This window comes from Fannyhessea sp., assembly GCF_986145555.1.
The window spans coordinates 36562-62060 of sequence record NZ_CFRCNA010000008.1 but is presented as its reverse complement, the minus strand read 5'-3'; the positions used below and the strand labels follow the sequence as shown (position 1 = coordinate 62060).

Annotated in this window: 21 protein-coding genes; 7 read left to right on the top strand and 14 right to left on the bottom strand. The window is 43.0% G+C overall.

Annotation, left to right across the window (positions count from 1 at the left end; translation table 11 throughout):
* The 3 genes from AC5GD6_RS02960 to rny all read right to left on the bottom strand — a co-directional run.
* Positions 1-181: stage V sporulation protein S (locus AC5GD6_RS02960; protein WP_491846197.1), on the bottom strand; the 181-nt coding region annotated here is incomplete at its 3' end.
* 92 nt (positions 182-273) lie between these two features.
* A complete protein-coding gene (locus AC5GD6_RS02955; protein ID WP_303870312.1) occupies positions 274-1404 on the bottom strand; it encodes an ATP-binding protein in 1131 nt (376 codons plus the stop codon).
* A gap of 97 nt (positions 1405-1501) precedes the next feature.
* Positions 1502-3067, bottom strand: a complete 1566-nt coding sequence (rny, locus tag AC5GD6_RS02950) for a ribonuclease Y (protein ID WP_061102485.1) — start codon at positions 3065-3067, stop codon at positions 1502-1504.
* 909 nt (positions 3068-3976) lie between these two features.
* Here rny and AC5GD6_RS02945 point away from each other — a divergent pair.
* Genes AC5GD6_RS02945 through trpA form a run of 7 tightly spaced genes read left to right on the top strand, consistent with a single transcriptional unit; the run spans position 3977 to position 10818 of the window.
* Complete coding sequence (locus AC5GD6_RS02945) at positions 3977-5464, top strand: anthranilate synthase component I family protein (protein ID WP_491846196.1); 1488 nt, start codon at positions 3977-3979, stop codon at positions 5462-5464.
* Between the two features lie 54 nt (positions 5465-5518).
* Positions 5519-6109 (top strand): anthranilate synthase component II, encoded by a 591-nt coding sequence (locus AC5GD6_RS02940; RefSeq protein ID WP_491846195.1) that lies wholly within the window; start codon positions 5519-5521, stop codon positions 6107-6109.
* A complete protein-coding gene (trpD, locus tag AC5GD6_RS02935; RefSeq protein ID WP_491846194.1) occupies positions 6102-7160 on the top strand; it encodes an anthranilate phosphoribosyltransferase in 1059 nt (352 codons plus the stop codon). The genes AC5GD6_RS02940 and trpD overlap by 8 nt, the downstream gene beginning before the upstream one ends.
* A 2-nt stretch (positions 7161-7162) precedes the next feature.
* Complete coding sequence (gene trpC, locus AC5GD6_RS02930) at positions 7163-8011, top strand: indole-3-glycerol phosphate synthase TrpC (protein WP_491846193.1); 849 nt, start codon at positions 7163-7165, stop codon at positions 8009-8011.
* A gap of 27 nt (positions 8012-8038) precedes the next feature.
* Positions 8039-8695 carry a phosphoribosylanthranilate isomerase gene (locus AC5GD6_RS02925; RefSeq protein WP_311430878.1) on the top strand — a complete coding sequence of 219 codons (657 nt, stop codon included), beginning with the start codon at positions 8039-8041 and terminating at the stop codon, positions 8693-8695.
* Positions 8688-9878, top strand: coding sequence for a tryptophan synthase subunit beta (gene trpB, locus AC5GD6_RS02920; RefSeq protein WP_491846192.1), 1191 nt, complete (start codon positions 8688-8690; stop codon positions 9876-9878). The genes AC5GD6_RS02925 and trpB overlap by 8 nt, the downstream gene beginning before the upstream one ends.
* Entirely contained in the window at positions 9871-10818 is a 948-nt protein-coding gene (gene trpA, locus AC5GD6_RS02915) for a tryptophan synthase subunit alpha (RefSeq protein ID WP_311430880.1), read from the top strand. The genes trpB and trpA overlap by 8 nt, the downstream gene beginning before the upstream one ends.
* A 227-nt stretch (positions 10819-11045) precedes the next feature.
* Here trpA and AC5GD6_RS02910 read toward each other — a convergent pair whose 3' ends face one another.
* The 11 genes from AC5GD6_RS02910 to rpsO all read right to left on the bottom strand — a co-directional run bounded on the left by AC5GD6_RS02910 (position 11046) and on the right by rpsO (position 25451).
* On the bottom strand, positions 11046-11735 hold the full coding sequence (locus AC5GD6_RS02910) for a regulatory protein RecX (RefSeq protein ID WP_311430881.1): 690 nt from the start codon (positions 11733-11735) through the stop codon (positions 11046-11048).
* 58 nt (positions 11736-11793) lie between these two features.
* The gene (gene recA, locus AC5GD6_RS02905; protein ID WP_311444117.1) at positions 11794-12885 is read right to left on the bottom strand and encodes a recombinase RecA; all 1092 of its coding nucleotides are present in this window, start codon (positions 12883-12885) and stop codon (positions 11794-11796) included.
* A 235-nt stretch (positions 12886-13120) separates the two neighbouring features.
* The gene (locus tag AC5GD6_RS02900) at positions 13121-13807 is read right to left on the bottom strand and encodes a CinA family protein (RefSeq protein ID WP_491846191.1); all 687 of its coding nucleotides are present in this window, start codon (positions 13805-13807) and stop codon (positions 13121-13123) included.
* Complete coding sequence (pgsA, locus tag AC5GD6_RS02895) at positions 13791-14471, bottom strand: CDP-diacylglycerol--glycerol-3-phosphate 3-phosphatidyltransferase (RefSeq protein WP_464361066.1); 681 nt, start codon at positions 14469-14471, stop codon at positions 13791-13793. The genes AC5GD6_RS02900 and pgsA overlap by 17 nt, the downstream gene beginning before the upstream one ends.
* Before the next feature lie 5 nt (positions 14472-14476).
* Complete coding sequence (gene rimO / locus AC5GD6_RS02890) at positions 14477-15991, bottom strand: 30S ribosomal protein S12 methylthiotransferase RimO (protein WP_311430885.1); 1515 nt, start codon at positions 15989-15991, stop codon at positions 14477-14479.
* 130 nt (positions 15992-16121) lie between these two features.
* Positions 16122-16619 carry a YajQ family cyclic di-GMP-binding protein gene (locus AC5GD6_RS02885; RefSeq protein ID WP_311430886.1) on the bottom strand — a complete coding sequence of 166 codons (498 nt, stop codon included), beginning with the start codon at positions 16617-16619 and terminating at the stop codon, positions 16122-16124.
* 66 nt (positions 16620-16685) lie between these two features.
* A complete protein-coding gene (locus tag AC5GD6_RS02880; RefSeq protein WP_311430887.1) occupies positions 16686-18200 on the bottom strand; it encodes a helix-turn-helix domain-containing protein in 1515 nt (504 codons plus the stop codon).
* Positions 18201-18202: 2 nt separating this feature from the next.
* Positions 18203-20932, bottom strand: coding sequence for a DNA translocase FtsK (locus AC5GD6_RS02875; RefSeq protein ID WP_491846190.1), 2730 nt, complete (start codon positions 20930-20932; stop codon positions 18203-18205).
* Positions 20933-22591 carry a ribonuclease J gene (locus AC5GD6_RS02870; protein ID WP_311430889.1) on the bottom strand — a complete coding sequence of 553 codons (1659 nt, stop codon included), beginning with the start codon at positions 22589-22591 and terminating at the stop codon, positions 20933-20935.
* A gap of 239 nt (positions 22592-22830) precedes the next feature.
* A complete protein-coding gene (locus AC5GD6_RS02865) occupies positions 22831-25086 on the bottom strand; it encodes a polyribonucleotide nucleotidyltransferase (protein WP_491846189.1) in 2256 nt (751 codons plus the stop codon).
* A gap of 86 nt (positions 25087-25172) precedes the next feature.
* Positions 25173-25451, bottom strand: a complete 279-nt coding sequence (rpsO, locus tag AC5GD6_RS02860; RefSeq protein WP_006302888.1) for a 30S ribosomal protein S15 — start codon at positions 25449-25451, stop codon at positions 25173-25175.
* Positions 25452-25499 lie beyond the last annotated feature (48 nt).

Here is a 25499-nt window from a genome sequence, read left to right as displayed (position 1 = left end):
AAATATCTAGACCAACAGGAATTAAAAAACCTCGTGCAATTGCAACTGCTTTAATTGCTTGATTAACAGCTCCCGCACCAACTGCCTGCAGATTTACAGGAACACCATCTTTTACCATGCCTGCTATGGCGCCCGCAATAGAAGCAGGAGACGATTTGGTTGAGATCTTAAGAAATTCCATAGATGAGACTCCATTTATACATCAGATAAACTATAAACACACGTATAGTAGTTTAGCGAATTTAAGCAGGTAATGCACGATATATTTCAAAATTATACGAAATCTGATTCGTCGTAGTCAAACGTAACGATAATTTTATTATTCCGCATAACGATTGACGGCTCACGTACTAAGCCAATGTAGTATTTTTGCGCAAGTTTATCAAATGTTGATGACAAATTGCGCGCAAACGTCGCTTTATCCTCAGGTGTTAAGTGCACCGCTCGTTTGGTGTCATAGATATTAACAGGAGCAGGCGTACTTTGATGAGTTTTCCGAAAATACGAACAAAGTGATTTTACTGGCTTAATCTGCCCAGATAAAATGCGGTGTATATTTCGTTCTGATACTTCAAGGGCGCAATGGTGCGCTACATTCATAAGCTCGTGGGAGTCGCTTGCTGCAAAAAAACGGTCAATAATAGGAAGAGAATCTAAACTATCAGCAAACAAAAAGTCTTGTACATCTGTGCGTTTAGAGACTAATGCATAGAGCGTGGCGATGATTTCGGTAGGCGTTCCTAAATATACTTCACAATTTTTTGACTCGCGAAGGGCAAAATCACAGCAGGTTCGGATAATATTATGCGGTCCCACCAGTTCAAAATCAGATGTCACCGCTTGTTTTATTTGAGTTTGAGGTTGGGTATCGCCCGAATCTTGTTTAAGTGCATGATAGAGCGGCCGACTTGATTGATCTCGCTTTTCGGTAACCTTATCGGTGTCAACACGTACAACAAGAGCCGTGCCAAGACCTGGCAGCGAAGATGCAACATAAGCTTGTTGTGCGTGCTCTTTGATGGCGTAAAGTGCCATTCCTCTACCATGAATCCCCCAGTGGTCACTGTGAACGCTATCGAGCTTGGAGGTAACACGTGCTTCAAAAATCTTGTCATGCATGGATAGCGGAATGCCCACCCCGTCATCTAAAACAGTTATGGTGCGTATAGTATCCTGCTTGGTGGTGGCAACAAAAATATGATGAGCACCAGCATCACGACTGTTACGAAGAAGCTCAATAACAATATCTTCTACGCAACGGATATCCTGTTGTGCCTGCCTGCGCTCTGCTTCTCTAATACGAAGGCGAACAAAACCACATCCGAGCTTTTCTTCAACACGAAGATTGCTTTGTGGGGCTACGCTATCGAGAAAATCTTTCATATCTTTATGTGATTCACTCATAATAACACTCAGTTTTCACAACGTTTTTTGACATATGAGCAGGTATAGATGTAAAAAGTAAGAAAAAAGTGGCGCGGCAGATGCGCCGCGCCAAATTTTATTTTGCAATATCATATGCACGTGATTCACGAATAACAACCACGCGAACCTGTCCGGGATACTCCATCTCTTCTTCAATTTGTTTTGCAATATCATGAGCAAGAACAGTAGCTGCAGCATCGGAGATTTTTTCGGGCTCAACCATAACATGGAGCTCTCTACCTGCTTGCATAGCATAGGTACGAGCAACACCTTCATGCGCGTTAGAAATCTCTTCAAGTTTTTCAAGGCGTTTAATGTAATTTTCAGCCGACTCACGACGAGCGCCTGGACGTGCAGCAGAAATAGCGTCTGCAGCTTGTACAAGGACATCGAGTACAGTTTTAGGTTCAATGTCCGCATGGTGAGCTTCAACGGCATGCACAACTTCGGGCTTTTCACCATAGCGTCTGCAAAGCTCAGCACCAATCACAGCGTGTGGTCCTTCAACTTCGTGATCTATAGCTTTACCAATATCATGTAATAAACCAGCACGCTTTGCAGGACCTGTTTCAAAGCCAAGTTCCGAAGCCATAATGCCGCACAAAATTCCAACTTGAACACAGTGCTGCAAAACATTTTGACCAAACGACGTACGGTATTTAAGTGCACCTAACACGCGCATAAGCTCGGGGTGCATATCATGAATACCTACATCAAATGCAGCTTGCTCGCCGGCTTCTTGCACCTGCTCGCGAACCTGAGCTTGAGCTTTTTTAAACATCTCTTCAATACGCGCAGGATGAATGCGGCCATCGGCAATTAAATTCTCTAGAGTAACACGTGCAATTTCGCGGCGAACGGGACTAAAACTAGAAAGAACAACAGTTTCGGGTGTGTCGTCGATAACAAGAGAAACACCAGAAATCTGTTCAAATGTTCTAATGTTGCGACCTTCACGACCAATAATACGACCTTTTAGATCGTCTGATGGTATGTGAACGGTAGTTACTGTAATTTCACCAGCTTGGTCAGCAGCACAACGCTGAATTGCAACAGAGATGATCTCGCGTGCCATTTTATCTGTTTGAAACTTAATACGGGCTTCGGAATCACGGATAATCTGAGCTTCTTCTTTAAGCGTGCTTTCACGAACTTTTTGCAACAACTCATTGTGAGCTTCATCACGTGTGAGCGTTGAGATTCTCTCTAATTCTGTAGTTTGTTTTACAAACAACTCATCTACATCGTGTTTCTTGCGATCAAGCTGACCTTGCAGGCTAGAAAGTTGATGTTCTTTCTTATCGAGGGTTTCGCTTCTTCTATCAAGCGTTTCTTCACGCTGCATGATGCGATTTTCCATAGATTGCAAGTCACGCTTGCGCTGCTTCTCTTCGGATTCTGCTTTTTGTTTGAGCTGATAAATTTCTTCTTTTGCTTCTACAAGCGCAGTTTTCTTGGTAGTTTTTGCTTCGCGTTCAGCGTCGCGAATAATACGATTGGCGTTTTGTTCTGCTGTTGAAATGTCACGTTTAACCTGTTCGAGCTTGGAAGTACCTACATGAGTGAGATACGCATAAACGCACAAGGCTGCAGCAACAAAGCAGACCAGACCTACTACAACTAATAAAACTATATGATCCATATAAACTCCTCAAATGAAAATAATATGAGTTCAGGAATCCGTAACGGAGCCCGCCATTTGAGGCATATCTCGCCTAGAGCACGTATTCGAAACATAATAAAACTGCAGTTAAAAGGCAGCATTTAATAATCAAAACAAATCGAACAAAGTTAGCGCAGTCATAGTGACCTGCGAGAAATATCTCAAAAGACTCTCTAATAGTACGGTTATATGGAGGTGATGTCAATATATGAGTGGTGTTGTAGGAAAAACGCGAAAAAAATCCATTCACATGAAGATTGTTGCTCGGTAGAGGTTTAGCCTAGTTTCATGACGCTGTAAACGGTCCTCCCAAACCATTACTTAACGTATATATGTTAGTACGCAAAAGCGTAATTGTTACCATTTGGAAAACTAGTTGACGAAAACACTAACAGGGTCTTTAATATGATTCAATCGAATAGCACCTAAACCGTTGATGCGGAGATAACGGCAATTTAAGCCCATACAGAGAGTCTGCGATGCTGAGAATCAGGCTGGAAACAAATTGTCAAATGGACCGCTGAGGGCACAGTCAAATAGAGTTGTTGGTTTTACATCTTGGCTCTAGAGTATTCTGTGACGTCAGACACGCGTAAGTTGTCGGGAATATGATGGTATTCTTTAAGTGCGCGCAGAGCTTAAGCGCATGCGCGAATTCAAGGTGGCACCGCGGATTTTTATCTTTTTGCATACGTGCATAAAAGCTAAGAAGTTCGTCCTTGATAGAACGTAGTTTCTGTTGGGGGCGTATTTTTTTAACAAATTTGCTCACCGCTTCAATCTGTGGATGAGCGTTTGTTGTCAGCGCAACGTAAATGCACGTGCTTCGGGTTGTGCTCAAGTTTGTTTTACTCCCCCATAGACCATAGACTGTGGAGGAGGAATTTTATGGAAGCACAGCCACTTGCTGCAAACTTAAGTTTTGCGCAGCTCATGCGCCTCAAAGACGAGGCTCGCTACAAACAAGTACCCCTTGTTTATGCGCTCCCTATGCACAATTACACGCCTACTCAGGTGTTACGTGTGCTTAAAGGGATATCAACACATTGTTATTTACTTGAATCAGCTCAGCATGGTAACCGTGGGCGTTACTCTTTTTTGGGTTTTGACCCTACGCTTGAAATTTATTGTCAACAAGGCCACATGCACATAGGCGATGTGGATTTTTTGACCGATGATCCCAATTTCTACATTCGTCAAATTTTGCATGAGCATAGCTCATATAAGGTACCTGAATTTCCTCCTTTTTGCGGGGGTTTAGTTGGGTATTTTTCATTTGAGTATCTTGGCTATCAAGAAAAATCTATTTGTGCAGATAAGTATATAGATGAGCAATTTAGAGACGTTGATCTCATGCTTTTTGATCAACTTATTACTTTTGACCATCTACAAAACAAAATTCTTCTTACGGCGCAGGTGGAACTTAAAAACCTGAAAACAAGTTATAACAAAGCGCTTCTTAAAATTGAACAATTAGAGCAACTCATTACAAGAGGTAAACCTGCTTATATTGAGGCAGGAAGCCTAACAGGTGAGCTTCACATACAGCACAGTAAAAAGTCATTTTGCGAAATGGTTGTACGCGCGCAGGAGCATATCATGGACGGAGATATATTTCAAATTGTGCTCTCTAATAAAATTTCAGCAGCATATCATGGCAGTTTGCTTGATACCTACGAAGAGCTTAAGGCTATCAATCCATCTCCTTACATGTTCTACTTTTCGGGCGACGATCTAGAAATTGCAGGGTCTTCACCAGAAACGCTTGTACAACTCCAAGATGGAGTGCTTCACACCTATCCCCTTGCTGGTACAAGACGGCGCGGACGGAATGCATTTGAAGACAAACAGCAAGAAAAGCAACTGTTACATGACGAAAAAGAACTTGCCGAACATAATATGCTCGTTGATCTGGGCCGCAATGATCTTGGAAAAGTGAGCACGTTTGGAAGCGTATGCGTAGAACGCTTGCATAGTATTGAGAGATTTTCTCATGTAATGCATCTAGGATCAGCTGTACGTGGTTGCATTTCCCCTGATAAAGATGCACTTGATGCAATTGTTGCAACGATGCCTGCAGGAACGTTAAGCGGAGCTCCTAAAATTTCGGCGTGTAGGCTTATTGCTCAACTTGAAAAAACACGGCGCGGAATATATGGAGGCGCCCTTGGCTACCTTGATTTTTCGGGGAACATGGACACCTGTATAGGAATTCGCTTGTTATATACAAAAAACGGTGAAGTATATGTGCAAACAGGTGCAGGAATTGTAGCTGATTCGCAGCCAGAAAAAGAGTATGAGGAGTGCATGAACAAAGCCAGAAGCTCGCTTGCAGCACTTCACATAGATGATGAGAATATGCGCGAACTCACCTGAGCGCGTCGTTACAATTGCAAAATTAACTCTTTGGGCATCACGAAAGGAGCGAATATGAATTTACTTATCGATAACTATGACAGTTTTTCGTTCAATCTTTACCAGCTTATTGGTTCTATCGACCCACAGATACGCGTGATAAGAAATGATGAAGTCAAGGTTGAGGATATTCTACGCGAGCATTTTTCTTCAATTATTATCTCGCCAGGACCGGGGGCTCCAAAAGATGCAGGTATTTGCGAAGAGCTTATTCAAAAGCTCAACGATAAGACCCCTATACTAGGCGTGTGCTTAGGTCATCAAGCAATCTGTGAAGCATTTGGCGCAAAGATTGTTCATGCAAAAAAGCTTATGCATGGCAAACAATCTCATATTGAACTTGATTTAAGTTGTCCGCTCTTTAAAGATCTTCCCAAAAAGATCGATGTAGCACGCTATCATTCCCTTGCCGTGGAAGATAGGTGTTTTCCTTCCCCTCTTAAAATCTGCGCGCGAGCAGAAGATGGCGAGATTATGGCTGTTATGCACAAGAATTTACCAATATATGGCGTGCAATTTCATCCAGAGTCAATCATGACACCAGATGGATACACGATATTGAACAATTTTATTAGCATCGCACACAAAGGAGCAAATCATGATTAGTGAAGCAATTAAGAAAATCGTAGACAAACAGGACTTAAGCTATGACGAAGCTTACAAGGTTATGAAAGAAATTATGCAGGGGAAAACTACACAGACACAAAATGCTGCTTTTCTTGCTGCGTTATCTACCAAAAGTACCCATGCTGAAACGATTGACGAAATTTGTGGATGTGCCCAGGCTATGCGTGAATGTGCTACGGCAGTTCCCTATGATGAGGCAGTTCTTGAAATCGTTGGAACGGGTGGAGACAAGTCAAAAAGTTTTAATATCTCAACAACGGCTGCACTGATTGTAGCGTCAGCTGGCGTCAAAGTTGCTAAACATGGCAATCGAGCTGCGAGTTCGCTTTGTGGAGCGGCCGATGTGCTTGAAGCTCTTGGAGTTACTATTAAACAAACGCCTGCTACCTGCAAAAAGCTACTCGATGAGGTGGGCATGTGCTTTCTTTTTGCTCAAAGTTATCACCCCTCGATGAAGTACGTAGCTCCTATTCGTAAAGAACTTGGGGTACGAACAGTTTTTAATATCTTAGGACCCCTGACAAATCCTGCGCATCCTCGTATGCAGCTTTTAGGTGTGTATGATGAGCGTTTATTAGAGCCACTAGCTGCGGTGCTTAAAAATTTAGGTCTGACACGTGCGCTTGTTGTTTACGGAACCGATTGCTTAGACGAAATTTCGCTCTCAGCTCCAACACGTGTTTGTGAGCTTAAGCATGGTGAGTTTACAACCTATGAGATCTCGCCTTTAGAGTTTGGTTTTTCTTTCTGTAAAAAAGAAGATCTTGAGGGAGGCAATCCAGAGGAGAACGCACAAATTACTCGTGATATTTTAGCAGGTAAACAAGGACATTATCGAAACGCTGCAGTCCTTAATGCAGGAGCTGCACTCTATGTTGCAGGTAAAACTTCAAGTATTGAAGAGGGTGTACGACAAGCTGAAATGCTTATCGACAGCGGAGCTGCACGAGCACTTTTGGATAAATTTGTACGTCTGAGCAATACCTATGCTTTAGAGGAAAGTGCCCAATCTGAAGAAAGTTCGAGGTAGCTATGTCTATATTGGAGGAATTAGCGAAGTCTTCGCAAGCTCAGGTAAAGGTTAGAAAATCATGTCCAGGGAAAAGTTATAAAGAGATAGCTCAAAGGGCGCTTGAGATAGCTGACGCAGAACTACTCAATCAAAAAGAAGGAAAATTTTCATTTCCTTTTTATGCAGCGTGCGCGCAACCTGGGCTTTCGTTTATTTGTGAAGTTAAACGTGCAAGCCCCTCTCGCGGACTTATTGCACCTGAGTTTAACCATACAGAAATTGCGCAAGATTATGAAGAAGCAGGGGCAGATGCTATCTCGGTGCTCACCGAGCGCACGCGCTTTTTAGGGTCTGAAGAATATCTGGCAGATGTGGTACGCGCACAGACGTTACCGGTTCTGAGAAAAGATTTTATCATCGATGATTATATGATCTATGAAGCAAAGGTTTTAGGTGCCAGTGCAGTGCTTTTGATCTGTGCACTTTTAGACGATCACACGCTGGGCGATTATCTCAAGCTTTGTTACTCACTGGGATTAAGCGCGCTTGTAGAAGCACATACACGTGACGAAATAGAGCAGGCATGCTTTGCTGGCGCAAGAATTATAGGTATCAATAACCGAAATTTACACGATTTTAGCGTTAATACGCAGTGTACAGCTCAACTTGCTCAAGCTGTACCAGATGGTGTTCTTCTTGTAAGTGAAAGTGGAATCACGCAAGCTCAAGATGTGCGGCAAGCATTTGACGCGCAGGCTGATGCAGTGCTTATTGGCGAGGCTTTGATGCGCGCAAAAGATAAGAAGCAAAAGCTTTGTGAGCTCAAATCCTTATTACCCCAAAATATGCAAGGTCACAATAATGCTTAAACGATTGAGGGATAGGAACTATAAGTTATGACTAGAATTAAAATTTGTGGCCTCAGAACAGCTCAAGACATCCAAGTGGTAGCCACTCTTCCCTGCTCGTACGTGGGATTTGTTTTTGCACGTGGGTCCAGACGCGCAATAACTTTTGAACAAGCAAAAACTTCGCGCAAACAACTTCTGTGTGTATGCGCCAATAAACATAAAATAGCACCTGCTACGGTAGGAGTTTTTGTTAATGAAGCTGTGGATGTGGTAGCTCATTGTTTAAACAGTGGTGTTTGCGATATATGCCAACTACACGGTGTTGAAGACGAAAATTATATAGCACGTTTGCGCAAGCTCACTGACAAGCCCTGTATCCAAGCTTTTCGTATAACAAGTGCTGACGATGTAGCAAAAGCTCAACAAAGCGGAGCAGATTATGTACTCCTTGATGCCGGAGCAGGAGATGGAAAGTGTTTTAACTGGACATCTGCGCAGGCGATGACACGTCCTTACTTCCTAGCTGGTGGGCTTAATTCCCAAAATGTAACAGAAGCCATTACGTTACTTCACCCTTATGCAGTAGATGTAAGTTCGGGCGTGGAAGAACAAGGTCATAAAAGTGAATCAAAAATGAACACGTTTTGTACCGCGGTGGTTAATGCAGACAAAGCGTCTAAGAAAGAGGTGCAACATGGATAATCAAGCAGGTCGATTTGGTGTACATGGAGGTCAATATATCCCCGAGACACTTATGAACGCAGTGATTGAGCTTGAAAGTGCCTACAATCACTACAAGAATGATCCCGTCTTTACCCGTGAACTCACGAAGCTTCTCAATGAGTATGCTAATCGTCCCTCCCTTCTTTACTACGCAAAGAAGATGACTCAAGATTTGGGTGGAGCTAAGATCTATCTCAAGCGAGAAGATCTCAATCATACAGGCGCACACAAAATTAATAACGTGCTTGGTCAAGCCCTTCTTGCTCAGAAAATGGGTAAAACGAGACTCATTGCCGAAACAGGAGCTGGACAACATGGTGTGGCAACTGCCACTGCCGCTGCGCTTTTTGGCATGGAGTGCGAAATATTTATGGGTCGAGCTGACACCGAGCGCCAAGCTCTTAATGTGTATAAAATGCGTCTTTTAGGTGCAAAGGTGCATCCCGTTGATACCGGTACTGCAACGCTTAAGGACGCCGTGAATGAAGCCTTGCGCGAATGGACAAGGCGGATTAGCGACACGCATTACTGCTTAGGGTCAGTTATGGGGCCACATCCCTTCCCTACTATGGTTCGTGATTTTCAAGCAGTCATTTCCTCTGAAATCAAAACACAAATGCTTGAACGTGAAGGGCACCTACCCGATGCTGTGATTGCATGCGTAGGGGGAGGCTCTAATGCGATGGGTTCGTTCTATCACTTTATAGGCGATAAAAGTGTACGTCTTATTGGGTGTGAGGCCGCGGGTAGAGGAGTTAAAACTAAGGATACGGCTGCCACGATTGCAACGGGGAGTTTAGGAATTTTTCACGGCATGAAATCTTATTTTTGTCAGAATGACTATGGTCAAATAGCACCTGTATATTCAATTTCAGCAGGTCTTGACTACCCCGGAATTGGGCCTGAGCATGCGTATCTGCACGATATTGGTAGAAGTGAATATGTGTCTATTACCGACGACGAAGCAGTTGACAGCTTTGAATATTTGTCAAAGATGGAAGGAATTATTCCTGCCATTGAGTCGGCACATGCAGTAGCATATGCCAAAAAGATAGCAGGTCAAATGAGCAAAGATAAAATTTTAGTGGTAACTATATCAGGCCGAGGAGATAAAGACTGTGCGTCAGTTGCGCGTTTTAGAGGAGAGCAGATCGATGAATAATATGTCTAGAATTGCCGAAGCGTTTGGTTTTACAAACTCACAGAATGCAAGAAATCAATCTCATGATGAAGGCGAAATTAAAAAGCCAGATATAGATGCACACGAACGCTCAAATGATTGTGCCACCTATTCAAATGCGTCAGATATAAAGAATGGTCATAAAGCGTTTATCCCCTTTATTACCTGCGGAGATCCCGATCTTGATACAACACGTGCCCTTATTCTTGAAATGCAGTCGCAAGGAGCCGATCTCATTGAATTAGGTATTCCGTTCTCAGATCCCTGCGCAGAAGGTCCCATCATTCAAGAAGCAAATATACGCGCACTTAAAACAGGTATTACCACCGACGATATATTTGACTTTGTACAATCTCTTACTACATGCCCAGATAAAGGCGCGCCTACGCAGGCACCACTCGTCCATGTGCCACTTGTTTTTATGACCTATGCGAATGTTGTTTTTTCCTACGGCTCCACGCGATTTATGCAGCGTTGCAAAGAAGCAGGAATTGCGGGAATCATTCTGCCCGATGTACCTTTTGAGGAACGCAATGAATTTTTGCCCGATTGCAAAAAATACGGGATTGCGCTCATCTCTTTAGTTGCTCCTACATCAAAAGATAGAATTGAGCGTATTGCTCAAGGTGCACAAGGTTTTATCTACGTGGTCTCAAGCTTGGGTGTAACAGGCGAACGGAGTCAATTTTCAAATAACTTAGCCGACATGATTGCACTTATTAGGAAAAATACAAACCTTCCCTGTGCTATTGGATTTGGTATCTCTACCCCTAAGGCGGCAGAAGACATGGCTCGATTAGCCGATGGAGTAATTGTAGGATCTGCTATCGTAAAAATGGTTGGTCACTACCAACAAGATGCTCCTGGGCATGTTGGGAAATTTGTACATGCCATGAAAGATGCGTGCCGCTTGGCTTCTTAAAGCTTAACCTTTGAGACTAAATGCAATGTGTAGCTGGTTATACAAGTGTTAAAGTACCAACAAAGCGTGTAAAAAAGTCAATGAGAGGGGTCAAATTGAACATTTAGTTCAACGAGACCCCTTGAAAGATTGCAGATTACCTCTAATGAGCACACACGTAGTACCGTGAGCGTTTTACTAAGCCAATACTTTTGATACTACATGGTAAAACATGCTTATATGCATTCCTATTCATCTTTGTCACAAGACAATAAACGCTTGGCAACTTTATAAGCAATCGAAGGAGAAAATCCTTTTGAACAAACAAAGCGGACTATCTGAGCATAGGGATCACGAGCATGAAAAACTTTATGTTGACAGATGCGCCAAGCAGTTTGAAATTCGTCTTCTTCAAGTCCATAAGCAGCACATGCTTGATCAATGATCGAAGAATCTATTCCGCGCCTTCTGAGTTCTAACGAGATTTTCTTTGGTCCCCAGCCACTAGCATGCTTTTGTTGAACAAAAATACGTGCAAAGCGAAGGTCATCTATTAAACCAACTTCTTGAGCATGATCGAGAATCTCTTGCACTAAGCTACTTGAATACCCTAAACGAATAAATTTTTCTTTAAGTTCATAATATGAATAATCACGCTTGTTGAGAGCTGTTTCTAGGAGCTGATGAAGCATGTTACGAGAAAGCAGGTCAATCTTTGTTCTAAGCTCTTCCTCTGAAGAAAATGAACATAGCTTGTTACGAGCAAGCGTGCAAAGCTTACGACCCACTGCTACTGGCACTGAAAACTTAACCTCAGCACCATTTGGTTGAGAAACAATAACGTTTGCACGCTTTTTCGCTAATCGAGCATTCAAGGTATCACAGGTTAGTTTTGGAAATTCGACATTGTATTTCCATGTACCGTTATCTGTGCACACGTCAAACTCTTTTCACTTCAATGATACTTTGCACATTCTGAAAACTTAAAGCAATAATTTACTTCTCTGCAGGCGCAGCTTCCACAGGAGCAGGCGCAACGTCATCGTCAGCAAACTCTAAGCCGCAGGCAACTTTAACTTTATTGGTAAGCTCTTCAACAAGATCGGGATTTTGTACAAGAAATTCCTTAACAGCTTCGCGACCCTGACCTAAGCGCTGTTCTCCATAGTTAAACCATGCACCACTTTTTTGAACAATACCAAGTTCTACAGCCATGTCCAAAACGGTTCCCTCTTTAGAAATGCCCGTGCCATACATAATGTCAAATTCTGCTTGCTTAAATGGAGGAGCAACTTTATTTTTTACAACCTTTACGCGCACACGGTTGCCAATCATATCGTTATTCTTTTTAAGCGTTTCAACACGACGAATGTCCAAGCGTACGGAGGAGAAAAACTTAAGTGCACGTCCACCAGGAGTGGTTTCAGGATTACCAAACATAACACCAATCTTTTCACGTAACTGATTGATGAAAATACAGGTGGTTTTTGATTTAGATAAAGAACCAGCTAATTTGCGCAATGCCTGACTCATTAAGCGAGCTTGAAGACCTACGGTTGTCTCCCCTATCTCACCTTCAATTTCGGCGCGCGGAACTAACGCAGCAACGGAGTCGACAACAACAACATCAATAGCACCTGAGCGTACTAACATGTCACAAATCTCTAATGCCTGCTCGCCGGTATCGGGTTGCGATATTAATACTTCATCAATATCAACACCTATACGTGCAGCATAATTAGGGTCGAGCGCATGCTCTGCGTCGATAAATGCAACAACGCCACCTAAAGCTTGAGCCTCAGCAAGAATTTCAAGAGATAGTGTCGTTTTACCCGATGACTCAGGACCGTAAATTTCTATAATACGACCGCGAGGAACTCCGCCGATACCCAAAGCAACATCCAAAGAAAGCGCGCCTGTTGGTATAGCTTCAACCTCGAGATCTGGACCCGAATCCCCATACTTCATAATAGAGCCTTTACCAAAACGCTTTTCAATTTCAGCTGTAGTGGTTTCCAGCTGTTTATCGCGTTCTTCGCCATAGGTTTTTGCATGTATCTCACGTGAAACTTGCTTGGTTTTGCTCATGGCTTCTCCTTATATCGATTTATCCGACAGTATATAACGAACATGCGTTCTATGTCAATTACAGTTTTATAATACTCAACAAAACATGCACATAACTTGGCGCTAACTTGCACGATTAGAGAATAGCCACCCTTCGGCCGACAAATCCATACAGTACTATGAACACAAACACAAAATATCACTCAATACAGAACACAAGCACAACAGATGTGCAGCTTAAAACACAATCAGTCGCTTATTGTAATTTGGAACAAGCATGAGCTGCTTGTGCACCAAGATATTCATCAAGCACATCAGACATCATAGAGAGAGCAACCTTTGTGGTATATGCACGTACTGCAAATCTGGTGCCTTTGGCATGAATGCAGCGCAAGGTAGTATGCCAAGCAGAGCTTGCACAAATCCAAACGGTACCAACGGGCTTATGAGGCTCTTCTCCACCAGGTCCTGCAATACCAGTAACTGACACACTTACATCGCTTAAAAACTTTTTACGAACGCCTAAAGCCATTTGAAGTGCGCAAAACGAAGAAACAGCACCTAAGGACTTAGTATCAAGCAGCGTTGACGACACCCCCAAAATCCGTTTTTTGATTGGGATGGCATAACTAACGCATGAACCTAAGAAGCACGAAGATGAGCCAGGAACGGCTGTAAGAACTGTTGAAATCATGCCGCCCGTGCATGATTCTGCGGTACTCATGGTTAATCCTGCTTGATTAAGTTTTTCAAGGACTTGAGAAGCCACATCAGTTAGATCTTGTGAAATTCCCACAAAGGGCTCAAGCATAGCTTGATACGATGATTCATGAATCTGTCTATAGTTATCAGGTAATGCGGACGCTTCTAAAGCCACATAAGGTACAAGAGTGCCCAGTTGTGAATTTTGATCATAGCTGCACTGTTTAAGAGCTTTTGTCATCTGTTATCACACTCCAGGACTTTACTACATAATCAATTCCCGACAAAACCGTAAGGGCAACAGCAAGAAGCAATTCAAAAAGACCAATAGACTGAATGACTATTTGGATATTGGCCCAAGGCAAGCAAGGTCGCAGTAAAAGTGCACAGATTGCCACTAAAGTGAGGGCTGTTTTTGCTTTCCCAAGACCAGATGCCGCTACCACAACACCACGGGAAGCAACAAGCATACGAAGCGCAGAAATCAAAAATTCGCGGCTTACAATTACCATGAGCATCCAGGCAGGATAAACAGATTTTTCCAGTAAAAAGATGAGTGCAGTCACAACTAAAATTTTATCTGCAATAGGATCTAAAAATTTACCGAAAACCGTAATCTCATTACGACTTCGTGCAAGGTAACCATCGAGTTTATCGCTTAATGACAAAATGACAAACACAAGAAACACTATAAGTGAGCCAAGGTCAAAACACGAACACGCACCAGGCTGCTGGGTTGTTTGCGCCATAGCATCACAAGGTATCAAGCACAAAACATTATTGTTCCATACATAAGACGCTAAAAGAGCCCAGATGGGAACAAGGACAACGCGTGCAATGGTAACAATATTAGCTGATGTCCATATTCTATATTCAGGTGCAGTAGTGTTTTGAGTGTTTTTCATCGGTGTTACACCAACTCTCCCACTAATTCATAACAATAGGCTTCTTTAAGTTTAACACGTACAACATCCCCTGGATTGGCGTCTGTATCTAAAATATGAACGCAGCCATCGCAGTCTGGTGCTTGGAACCAAGCGTGACCAATGCGCTCTTTATCGGGCGAATCCATGTCAATGCTGTCAATAATAACATCAACAACTTCGCCGACGTGTTTAGCAGTTGCCGCAAATCCAAGCTCTTCTGCAGTATCGCGGAGTGTTTGTGTGCGCTCGAGCTTTGTTTCGGCACTGATCTGACCACGCATTTTAGCAGCGGTTGTTCCAAGCTCTTGGGAATAAGAAAACACCGACATATAATCAAATTCTTCTTGTTTAAAGAAATTAACAAGCTCTGCTGCTTCTTCATCGGTTTCTGTAGGAAATCCTACCATACCGGTGGTACGCAGTACCATGTGTGGAATTTCATGACGCAAATGTGCAAAGAGCTTATGAAGCTGTGAAGCCGAACCACTTCGTCCCATCTTCTTTAAGAGGCGCTCATTACAGTGCTGAATAGGAATATCAATGTAAGGCAAAACTTCAGGCGTATCGCGTATTGTAGCGATGAGGTCTTCGGTCATACCCTCGGGCTGCAAATAGAGCACACGAATCCATGCTTTATACGGACGAACAATACGTGCTACTTCGCGGAGCAGCCACGCAAGATTCATGTGCTCGCGTTGTGCGTCGGCTTTGGCAGAACTGCTTGCAAACGAAGGATCATGAAGACCAGAATCCTTTTTTAACGCAGAAGCCGCACCGCGTGACGATAAATCGTCTCCCCAAATACCTGTGTCTTGGCCGATGAGAATAATCTCTTTAACGCCACCTTCCATAAGCATGGTAATTTCAGAGAAAATTTCTTCTGGACAACGTGAAGCATAATGACCACGAATAAAAGGTATTGCACAAAATGCGCAGTATCTATCACAACCTTCAGAAATTTTAACAAACGCGCTGGTACCTTCTATAGTTCTGAGTGCACGTGCAGAGAGTTCTTGCGAAAAAGAGAACGTTGGATGCTCGATACCCAACACATCAGATACGATGCCCACAATGGAGTCCTCATCGGTAGCTTTCACGAATGCAGATACTTCAGGCAGCTCTTTATCAAGAGCAGCTCCGTAACGAGAAGGAACGCATCCGCACATAATAATCGGCAGTTTTTTGATGCCTGATGTTCTTTTTTGTGCTAAATCGAGGGTAACTTCAATGGACTCAGATGTAGCGGATTCCAAAAATGAGCAGGTATTAATAATAACCACATCGGCAGATTCAGCGTCACGGCTTTCTTCAAAACCGCTTTTAAGTAAAAGAGCACGCATGCGGTCGGTGTCAACCTGATTTTTAGCGCAGCCAAGTGTTACAAATAAACAACTTGCTTTAGGTTGTTTTGAAACGCCTGACGGCTCAGCTGTTTTGTCTTTGGAAGATACAGCAGTTGAAGAAACATTTGAAGGTAATGTGTCTATAGATGTATTCATAGTTAAAAAAGAAATCCTTTGTCCGAAAGTATAACCAATGAGCTCAACCTGCCATAACGCATAGCCATACAAGGATGTACATGCGCAAAATATGAGCTACGCTGGATAAGTAACTGCCAAGAAAGTAAGCTTATCGATAATTAGTAAATTGGAGAGGCTGCCCGTAATCTTGCTCTTTTAAAGCCGCAATAACTGACTGCAAAACATCACGAGAAGCAGAACTCACACGTAATTTCTCACCCTCAACTACAGCTTTACATTTAAGCTTTAAATTACGAATATCTTGAGCAATCTTTTTTGAGACTTCCTTAGAAATGCCTTGTATAAGGCTTGCCGTTTGGCGAACCGAAGCTCCAGAAGCACTTTGCGGCTTATTTACCTTAAGTGCTGATAAATCGATGGAGCGTTTAGCAAGTTTAGTACGCAAAACATCAATGACCTGCGAAGCAACAAATTCTGATGGAGCTTCAATGGTAAAGAGAGCGTCCTGTTTAGAAAATTCAATACTAGCTCCAGTTTGCTTGAGGTCATAGCGTTGCGTAAGTTCACGCACACATTGCTGAAAAGCATTGTCTACTTCTTGCATATTTACTTCCGAAACAATGTCAAAACTTGCTTCTTTGGCCATGTTCTTTCCTTTCCTACTAAACTCACTACAGATGAAACAAAGTAAAATACATCTGTTAGCGGTTAGTTATGAGCTCTTTTTATGGGTAGTCTTATTTGATTTCTTTTCTGCCTTTTGAGAAGAAACCTGTTCCTTCTTTGAAGTACTTTTGTTGTCTGCAGAAGTGTTACCTGTGTTAGTATCCACGGACTCATCAGAATCTTTCGATTCACTTTCGGGTTTAGTTCCTTTGATCGTGACAGAACCAATACCTGCAGTTTTTGTGTCAAACTTAACAGGAGTGCCATTTTTTGTCACACGAACTGCTCCGGGGTTGCTTACTTGAATGGTAATGGAATCGGTCACCACATATGTTTGACTCCAAGGTCCAGTTACTTGTTGAGCGATCTGACTTTTACCGTCATTAACGATCTCTACCCAACTGACTTCCCCATCGTTAACACTTACTTCAACTTCGGTTGTATTATGAGACTCTTCTTCTTCACGAGCAGCTTTATCCTTTGCAGCTTGCGAGGCAACATCATCGGTTTTAGAATCGTCTGATTGTTTTTTAGTTTCAGAAGTATCAGCTGCGGTAACCGTAACAGTTTTTCCTGATGAGAGAGAATTTTTTACACAGGAATTGATAGAGAAAATAATAATACACGATAGCAGAAAAACGCACAGAATCGCGCCGAATATAGCTAAACGACGTGGGTCATCAAATAGCCATAACAAGAGGCGTCTCCACAAAGGTTGATTGGCCATCTGACGGGAATTACGCGCAGCTGAAGATGAGCGGCGTTGTTGTCTGTTCACTTGAGGGCGCGTAGCAGAAGCAATATTGCGAGAACGGCGACGCCCAATTTGAGATGATGCAGCTTCATAGGGACGAGCCCCATCATAGTGAAGATCATCTACGTAGTTGTAGTCACGTGGTGAGCGCGTTTGAACCGAATCGCTACCATAACCATAAGGTTGAGCTTGAGGGTTATGGTTACGCCGAGAGTCATTCTCCGTGTCAAACATATAACCTGATTGACGATTGGTAAAAGGGCGATCAGGATAGCTACCACGAGAGCGTGCCTTCGACTGCATAAGCGCAGAGGTATTATAGCGTCCATAATGACGTTCGGGCAAACTTAAAACAGTTGAGCCGGTTTCGCGCGAGTGTACTTCGCTTGTAGTCGCGAAGTCGTGCATATCACCTGCATAACCGCCTGATGTTGGTAAAAGACCACTTCTACCTTGAAAATCTTGTGGTGTACGAGTGGCAATCGTACCACTTAAGCGGCGAGAAGCCATACGAGACGTTGTGTCGATTTGACTTCCAGCAGCACGAGTACCTTGTGAAGATTCAAAACTAGCTAAGTCGTTACTAAACTGGCTCACAATCACACGCGTGTTAAGCCCTAAATAACGAGCATATGAGGACAACATTCCTTGCGCATATCCGCTTTTTGGTATAGAAGGGAAATCACCGTCTTCAAAAGCTTGCAAAACTTGAGGTTTAAGACGCAAAACACGAGATGCTTGTGCGATCGATAAACCAAGTTGACGTCTTCTATCAAAAAGCATTTCACTAAAACGTGGGCGTGACATTCTTAAACCTCCTTATAAGCTGCTTCTTGTGTCTTAAATTCTTCAAGTTGATCTTTGTTCATAAGTACATCGCGAGGCTTAGAGCCGTTGGGAGGACCAACTATCCCTTTTGCCTCTAGCATATCCATAATTCTACCAGCACGAGCATATCCAACACTTAATCTTCGTTGAAGATTTGATGTTGCTCCTTGTTGAGAATCAACTACGATCTGTGCAGCTTCCCAAATGAGCGGATCATCATCGCTGCGATCCTGCCCCGAACCAGAAGCATTAAGCTGACTTGGAATAACCTGTGAAAGAATCTCTTCGTGATAATCAGGCTCTGCCTGCGCGCGGATAAAATCAACAACCGAATTGATCTCGGCATCAGAAGTATAACAGCCTAGCACACGTTTGGGCTCAAGTCCTCGATCCTTAAACAGCATATCTCCATTGCCTAAAAGACGCTCTGCACCTGTTTCATCCAAAATAACGCGCGAATCGATACCTGAAGAAACTTTAAGAGCAACGCGTGAGTCAATATTTGACTTAATTAAACCAGTTACAACATTTGCGCTTGGGCGCTGTGTTGCAACAACAAGATGAATACCTGCAGCACGGGCAAGTTGTGCAATACGAACAATCGAAGCCTCAACATCTTTTCCTGCAACCATCATAAGGTCTGACAACTCATCAATAATTACAACGAGATATGGAAGTGGATCAACGGTTTTATCTTCATCATCAAATTTGCCCTGCTTAACCATTTTGTTGTAACTCAAAATATTACGCGCTCCTGCACGTTCAAAAAGTTTAAGGCGACGCTCCATTTCTGAAACCGCCCATTGCAAGGCAGAGGCTGCTTGTCGTGGCTCCGTAACAACAGGAACATAAAGATGTGGCAAACCGTTATATGCACTAAATTCAACGCGTTTAGGGTCAACCATAATAAGGCGCACCTGTTTAGGTGTTGTTCGCATTAAAAGCGACATGATCATCGAATTGATCATAACCGACTTACCAGAGCCCGTTGTTCCTGCTACCAGCATATGTGGCATTTTAGAGATGTCGGTAATAACAGGCTTTCCACTTGAATCACGGCCAACTGCAACTTGCAAAGGACCACCTGTTGCAAAGGGAAGCACATCTCCTAAGCAAACATTTTGACGTACTGCATTAGGAATTTCGATACCAACATAGGAAGTACCCGGAATAGGCGCAAATATGCGAACCTTTTCGGCGGCAAGCGTAAGCGCAATATCGTCTTCAAGGTTGCGAATTTTATTAACGCGTTCGCCCTCACCCATTTCAACTCGAAACGTTGTAACAAGGGGCCCAGATACATAATCAACAACAGTGCTATGTAAACCAAATTCAAGCAGCGTTCCCTGCAAGCGCTCCATGGTATTTTCCAAATCTTGCGTGCTCGAAGCGCTTTGCGCACTTTTGGGATTAGAGTTAAGCATTGAAAGACTAGGCAACTTATAATCTGAGTCACTATCACCAGGACGTGTAACTACAGGTTGTTTGGTATGCACAACAGACGCAGGTTTTGCATCGTGGGTTTGTGTAGTAGCTGCTGCCTTAGTTGTGCGTGAAGTCGGCGCACTCATACCGCGTGAGCTTTTTGAATCAGAAGAAGTTTCAGAAGCAATATCATGGATATTTTTAGCAACTTTATTTCTAGGCTGTGTAGGGATATGCTGCGCCGAAGACTCCAAATGAGGTGTGCGCAAGAATTCTGGAATATCGTCTGAGGACACATCTTGGATTTCCTTATCATTTTGCACACGTTCTGCCGACTTTTGTTCAAGCGTCTTATCACCTTGAGCATGAAAAGGCATAAGTTTTGAAAAAAATGACGGTTTGGGTGTATCTCCAACAGTATGTTCATCATGTGATGCATGAGATGCTGCTGGCGTAATAACATTGCGTGTGAGCAATTCTGTTTTTCGCGCTTGCGGCTCTTCTGCTGGACTTTTTGTATCAGAAGTTGTAACAGCGGACGCTACACGAGGCGCGCGCTCAAGAACGGTTGTCTTACGCGCGCCCAGAAATGTTGTTTTCATTTCATCAACATCTTGAGAACGTTGTGCCCTTGAAGAAGCAGCGTGCGACGAATCTGCAGACATACCAAAATGATTATCCTCAAACACAGAGGGGTGACGTTGCATGATTTGAAACACGTGTTCGCAGAAATCATGTAATGAAGCCACCAGCGTATTCAGTAGTGTTGAAAGAGGTAATCCGCAGATAACAGCCCCAATAAGAGTTGTGCTGCACATAAGAGCAAGGCCAACAACTTTGCCTAGGTATTCATACAGTATCCAGCCAATACCTGCGCCGCAGATACCACCTTGATGTACAAAAACTTCTGAGCTTAGGATAAAGTCGCGCGTTGCGTAAGGCTCAATACAGATAAGCGTAACTGAAGCAAGTAAACTCAAAAATATAAGCAGCAGTCCACAACTCACTCTTGAAAAGCGAATGCGCTGATTATTGGTAAAAAATGTAAAGCTAAGCACATACAAAGCGTACGCCAAAAGCTGCGCACAAACACCAAAACAAAATTCAAGTGCGTCTTTAAACCCTTTTGTAATCAGAGCCTGCGTTCCTATAAACAAAGAAAAGAGGATCACCGTGGCAACGGTAGCAATAAGGATGCCTACAATATCGCGAACTGGCGCAGAAAGTTGAGTTATTTGTTGTGTATGTTTAGTTCGTTTAAGTTTTCTTCCTTGTGCCTGGGCCATTTAAACCTCCATAACCACAGGAATGATCATGGGACGGGTACGAGTTTGAGACCACAGGAGCTGAGAAAGTGCTCGACGGATCCCTTGTTGATATGACTCTATAGTTACATTTTCATGTTGGGCTTTTACTTCAACATAGTTTTTAATGGAGTTAAGCGCCTCTTGTGAAATATCGTCCAAATTAAATGAAACACCACGGCATGACAGTTCAACATCGGCCAATTTATGCTGATTGGTAACAGTTGCAACACAGAAGAATATGCCATCGCGCGAGAGTTTTTGACGGTCACGGAAAACAACAGGATTAGCATCGGTTACCGATAAACCATCAACATAAATAACGCCCGAATTGACAGGATCTCCCCAACTTAACTTATGGTTTTTAAGAATGAGTTCGTCGCCATTATCAGCGATAAATATATGGTCAGGTTTAATGCCCATCCTTTGTGCAAGTTTCGCATGCTCGCGCTGGTGAACTGCTTCACCATGAACGGGAACAAAATAGCGCGGATGAGTCATAGCAAGTAAAAGTTTAAGTTCTTCTTGACTTGCATGACCTGATACATGCACCAGTGTTTTACTACGGTCATAGACATCACAACCAGTTTTTGAAAGAAGATTTATGACGCCTTGAACACTTTTTTCATTGCCAGGAACAGGTGTAGCCGAAATGATAACGGTATCAGAGGCGGTAATTGTTAAGGACTTATGATCTCCGGTTGCCATGCGCGCAAGTGCGCTCATGGGCTCGCCTTGACTACCAGTACACATAACAACTATTTTGTCGTCTGGAAGTGTATCAAGGTCAAATGCGTCGATAATATTATTGGGAGAAATTTTTAAGTAACCTAAGTCGCGCGCAATACGCGTGTTAGTAATCATAGAGCGGCCTGTGACTACCACTTTTCTTCCCACCGAAACCGCAGCGTCACATACCTGCTGAATACGATGGATGTGACTTGAAAATGACGCAACAAAAACACGCCCTTTAGCATTTTTGATAATATGGCGCAACGATGGTCCAACACTTGACTCAGACGGCGTAAAACCACGACGCGTTGCGTTAGTTGAATCGGCAAGTAATACGTCTATACCCTCTTCTGCAAAGCGACAAATCGCATTGAAATTAGTTGTAACGCCATCAATAGGTGTTTGATCAAATTTGAAATCTCCCGTGTGTAAAAAGCTGCCTGCAGAAGTCTTTACATACATTCCCAAAGCACCAGGAATAGAGTGTGTAATTGAGAAGAAATTAACTTCAAACGAACCAAGCTGAATGCGGTCGCCGTTTTTTACTTCACAAAGCTTTGGACTTACAACCTTATGCTCGGCAAGTTTGGCGTTAATGAAGCCTAAGCTTAGTTTGCTTGAATAAATAGGAACTTTACGATGAAGATCAGCGAGCAAATATGGGATAGCTCCTATGTGGTCTTCATGTCCGTGGGTAATAAGAATTCCACGAAGTTTATCGGCATGCTCAAGAATATAGGTGTAATCTGGGAGAACAAGATCAATGCCCGGTTGATTGTCATCGGGGAACATAAGACCACAGTCGATAACGATTAGATCGTCGCCGCATTCAAATGCAGTCATGTTTTTACCAATTCCATCTAAACCGCCCAATGGAATAATCTTTAAAGCTTTAGTTTTTTTTGGCATATATAGAAAAACCCTTCTCTAGAAATTGATCCAAAATGTAATCATATGCCGTTGCATATGTTAAGTTGTAAATTAAGATGACTAACAAATAAGTAAAAAGTCATATATTTATTGTACCTGAAATTAGCTTTATCAATGAAAATATCGTAAAAAAAGAGTCGCAAAAAGCGACTCTTTACAAGTTAAACCAATTAAAACTGCTACAAAGGTTCAAACGAAAAACAAACAAACCTCGTTAGTTAGTCTTCGTCATGAACTTCGTGATGACGACGCAGTTGTCTGTGAGAAGAAGGAGCAGAAGCATCTTCTTTCAGTGAAAAATGTTTGTGTTGAGCACGTGGGGTATATGGACGAGAAGTGCGTGCTTCAGGTGCATGAGCATGTTGTTCGTCTTTTTGAGCAACTTCGGGCTTATCAAGACGATCAAGAGAAATTTTACCCTTATCATCAACGTCTAAGACGCGAACGCGTACCTGATCGCCAACGGATAGAACGTCCTCAATTTTGTTAACACGACCTTGTGCAACACGAGAAATGTGTAATAAACCATCTTTTCCAGGAAGCAGCTCTACAAATGCACCAAAGGGTTGAATACCTACAACGCGACCAGTGTACTCCTCGCCGACTTCTGGAACTTTAATAATCGCCAAAATACGATCTTGTGCCAGTTTGCCAGCGTCACCTACACCGGAGATGAATACGCTACCGTCTTCTTGAATCTCTACTGTTGCACCCGTTTCGTCTTGAATAGCGCGAATGACTTTTCCGCCCGAACCAATAACGTCGCGAATATTATCAACAGGAATTTTCATGCTGATAATTTGAGGAGCTGTTTCTTTCGTAGAAGTACGTGTTTGAGGAACAGCAGCCAACATAGCATCAAGAATGTGCATACGACCTTCGTGAGCTTGTTTGAGGGCTTGACGTAGAATTTCTGGCGTTAATCCAGTAGCTTTATTGTCCATTTGCATGGCGGTAATACCTTTTGTGGTACCAGTAACTTTAAAGTCCATATCGCCAAGGAAGTCTTCCAAACCTTGAATATCGGTAAGAACAACTGTCTTGCCTTCTTCTTGAATAAGACCCATAGCAACTCCAGATACAGGACGCTTAATAGGAACACCTGCATCCATAAGAGCAAGAGTAGAGCCGCAGGTAGAAGCCATAGAGGATGAACCGTTAGACTCCATAACCTCCGAGACAACACGTATTGCATAAGGGAATTCTTCCTCAGAAGGAATAACGGGCAGAAGCGCACGTTCGGCAAGATTTCCATGACCAATTTCACGACGCTTTGGTGAGCCTAAGCGACCAGTCTCGCCTGTGCAATATGGTGGGAAATTATAGTGGTGAATATAACGCTTACCTTCAGTAGGTTCTATAGTGTCAAGGCGTTGCCATTCGCTGAGCATACCAAGTGTTGCAATTGAAAGAACTTGTGTCTGTCCACGTTGGAACAAGCCTGAACCATGAACTAACGGTAAGTAGTCACCTTTTACCATAAGCGGACGAACTTCAGTGGCGCTACGACCATCGACACGTTCACCAGTTTCTACAACCATTTTACGCATAGCATGTTTTTCAAGACTTTTAAGCTCGGCAGGAATCGCAAGTTCCCATTCTGTTTGCTCGTCTTCTGTAAACTCTTCGACGATTGAAGCTTTAAGTGCTTCAACTTTATCCATGCGGCTGAGTTTATCTGCGTCTTTTAAGGCAGCACTCATCTCGTCAAAGTGAGCAAACACACGATTGTGAACCTCTTCAATAGGTTCATCAAGCTCGTAGCTCTTCTTTTCGCATACGCCATTAACAGCTTCATATTTAGCAAAGAAGTTTTTCTGCTCGGCGCAAAATGCTGCGATAGCCTTTTGACCAAATGCCATAGCGTCAAGCATATCATCTTCAGAAATTTCCTCGGCACCAGCCTCAAGCATAGAAATAAAGGTTTCTGAACCTGCAAGTTCAAGATCAAGATCAGAGTTTTTGCGCTCTTCATAAGTTGGGTTAACGAGATACTCACCCGTAGTTTTATCACGACCAATGCGAACGCATGCAAGCGGCCCCTCGAAAGGAACACCACCTGTATACATAGCCGCTGATGCTCCCATAACGCAAATGGTATCAACTGGATGAATTTGATCTGCAACTAAAGGCATCGCAACAATTTGGACTTCGTTTCTAAAACCATCAGGAAAAGAAGGACGAATTGGACGGTCGATCATACGAGCAGTAAGCGTTGCTTTTTCGGTTGGACGAGCTTCGCGCTTAAGATAGCCGCCAGGTATACGACCAACGGCATACATTTTTTCGATAAAATCAACCGTAAGTGGGAAGAAGTCATAATTTTTGCGTTCTTTTGAAACAACAACGGTAAGATTAACGGTAGAATCGCCACATGATACTAAGCATTGACCAGTTGCTTGCTTTGCAAGCTCACCTGATTCTAGTTTGTAGTGTTTGTTGAACAGATCGAACTCATAGCTAACTTTTGACATAAAATCCTCGATTATCTCCTTCTACCCCATTGTAGAAGGGCTTGCCCAATGTAAAAAAGCACCCGAAGTGGGTGCTTTTTATACAACTATTGAATGTTGTCACGAATACCCAAGCTCTTAATAAGGCTACGGTATGTTTCAACATTTTGTCGTTTGATATAACCCAAAAGGTTACGACGTTTACCAACAAGCATCAGCAAACCACGACGAGTGTGGTAGTCGTGCTTGTGAAGCTTAACATGCTCGGTAAGGCCTTTAATACGCTCGGTAAGCAATGCAACTTGTACACTTGCAGAACCTGAGTCTTTCTCGTCTTTACCAAATTGCTTGATAAGCTCTGCTTTACGCTCTTTTGAAACTGCCATAGGAGTTTCCACCTTTCTGTAAAAAATTTGCCTTAAACTGGGAAAGCG

Bases quoted from the DNA above. Each gene is read 5' to 3' on its own strand.
- AC5GD6_RS02955 (WP_303870312.1), bottom strand. From the start codon at position 1,404: ATGAGTGAATCACATAAAGATATGAAAGATTTTCTCGATAGCGTAGCC.
- rny (WP_061102485.1), bottom strand. From the start codon at position 3,067: ATGGATCATATAGTTTTATTAGTTGTAGTAGGTCTGGTCTGCTTTGTT.
- AC5GD6_RS02945 (WP_491846196.1), top strand. From the start codon at position 3,977: ATGGAAGCACAGCCACTTGCTGCAAACTTAAGTTTTGCGCAGCTCATG.
- AC5GD6_RS02940 (WP_491846195.1), top strand. From the start codon at position 5,519: ATGAATTTACTTATCGATAACTATGACAGTTTTTCGTTCAATCTTTAC.
- trpD (WP_491846194.1), top strand. From the start codon at position 6,102: ATGATTAGTGAAGCAATTAAGAAAATCGTAGACAAACAGGACTTAAGC.
- trpC (WP_491846193.1), top strand. From the start codon at position 7,163: ATGTCTATATTGGAGGAATTAGCGAAGTCTTCGCAAGCTCAGGTAAAG.
- AC5GD6_RS02925 (WP_311430878.1), top strand. From the start codon at position 8,039: ATGACTAGAATTAAAATTTGTGGCCTCAGAACAGCTCAAGACATCCAA.
- trpB (WP_491846192.1), top strand. From the start codon at position 8,688: ATGGATAATCAAGCAGGTCGATTTGGTGTACATGGAGGTCAATATATC.
- trpA (WP_311430880.1), top strand. From the start codon at position 9,871: ATGAATAATATGTCTAGAATTGCCGAAGCGTTTGGTTTTACAAACTCA.
- recA (WP_311444117.1), bottom strand. From the start codon at position 12,885: ATGAGCAAAACCAAGCAAGTTTCACGTGAGATACATGCAAAAACCTAT.
- AC5GD6_RS02900 (WP_491846191.1), bottom strand. From the start codon at position 13,807: ATGACAAAAGCTCTTAAACAGTGCAGCTATGATCAAAATTCACAACTG.
- pgsA (WP_464361066.1), bottom strand. From the start codon at position 14,471: ATGAAAAACACTCAAAACACTACTGCACCTGAATATAGAATATGGACA.
- rimO (WP_311430885.1), bottom strand. From the start codon at position 15,991: ATGAATACATCTATAGACACATTACCTTCAAATGTTTCTTCAACTGCT.
- AC5GD6_RS02885 (WP_311430886.1), bottom strand. From the start codon at position 16,619: ATGGCCAAAGAAGCAAGTTTTGACATTGTTTCGGAAGTAAATATGCAA.
- AC5GD6_RS02880 (WP_311430887.1), bottom strand. From the start codon at position 18,200: ATGTCACGCCCACGTTTTAGTGAAATGCTTTTTGATAGAAGACGTCAA.
- AC5GD6_RS02875 (WP_491846190.1), bottom strand. From the start codon at position 20,932: ATGGCCCAGGCACAAGGAAGAAAACTTAAACGAACTAAACATACACAA.
- AC5GD6_RS02870 (WP_311430889.1), bottom strand. From the start codon at position 22,591: ATGCCAAAAAAAACTAAAGCTTTAAAGATTATTCCATTGGGCGGTTTA.
- AC5GD6_RS02865 (WP_491846189.1), bottom strand. From the start codon at position 25,086: ATGTCAAAAGTTAGCTATGAGTTCGATCTGTTCAACAAACACTACAAA.
- rpsO (WP_006302888.1), bottom strand. From the start codon at position 25,451: ATGGCAGTTTCAAAAGAGCGTAAAGCAGAGCTTATCAAGCAATTTGGT.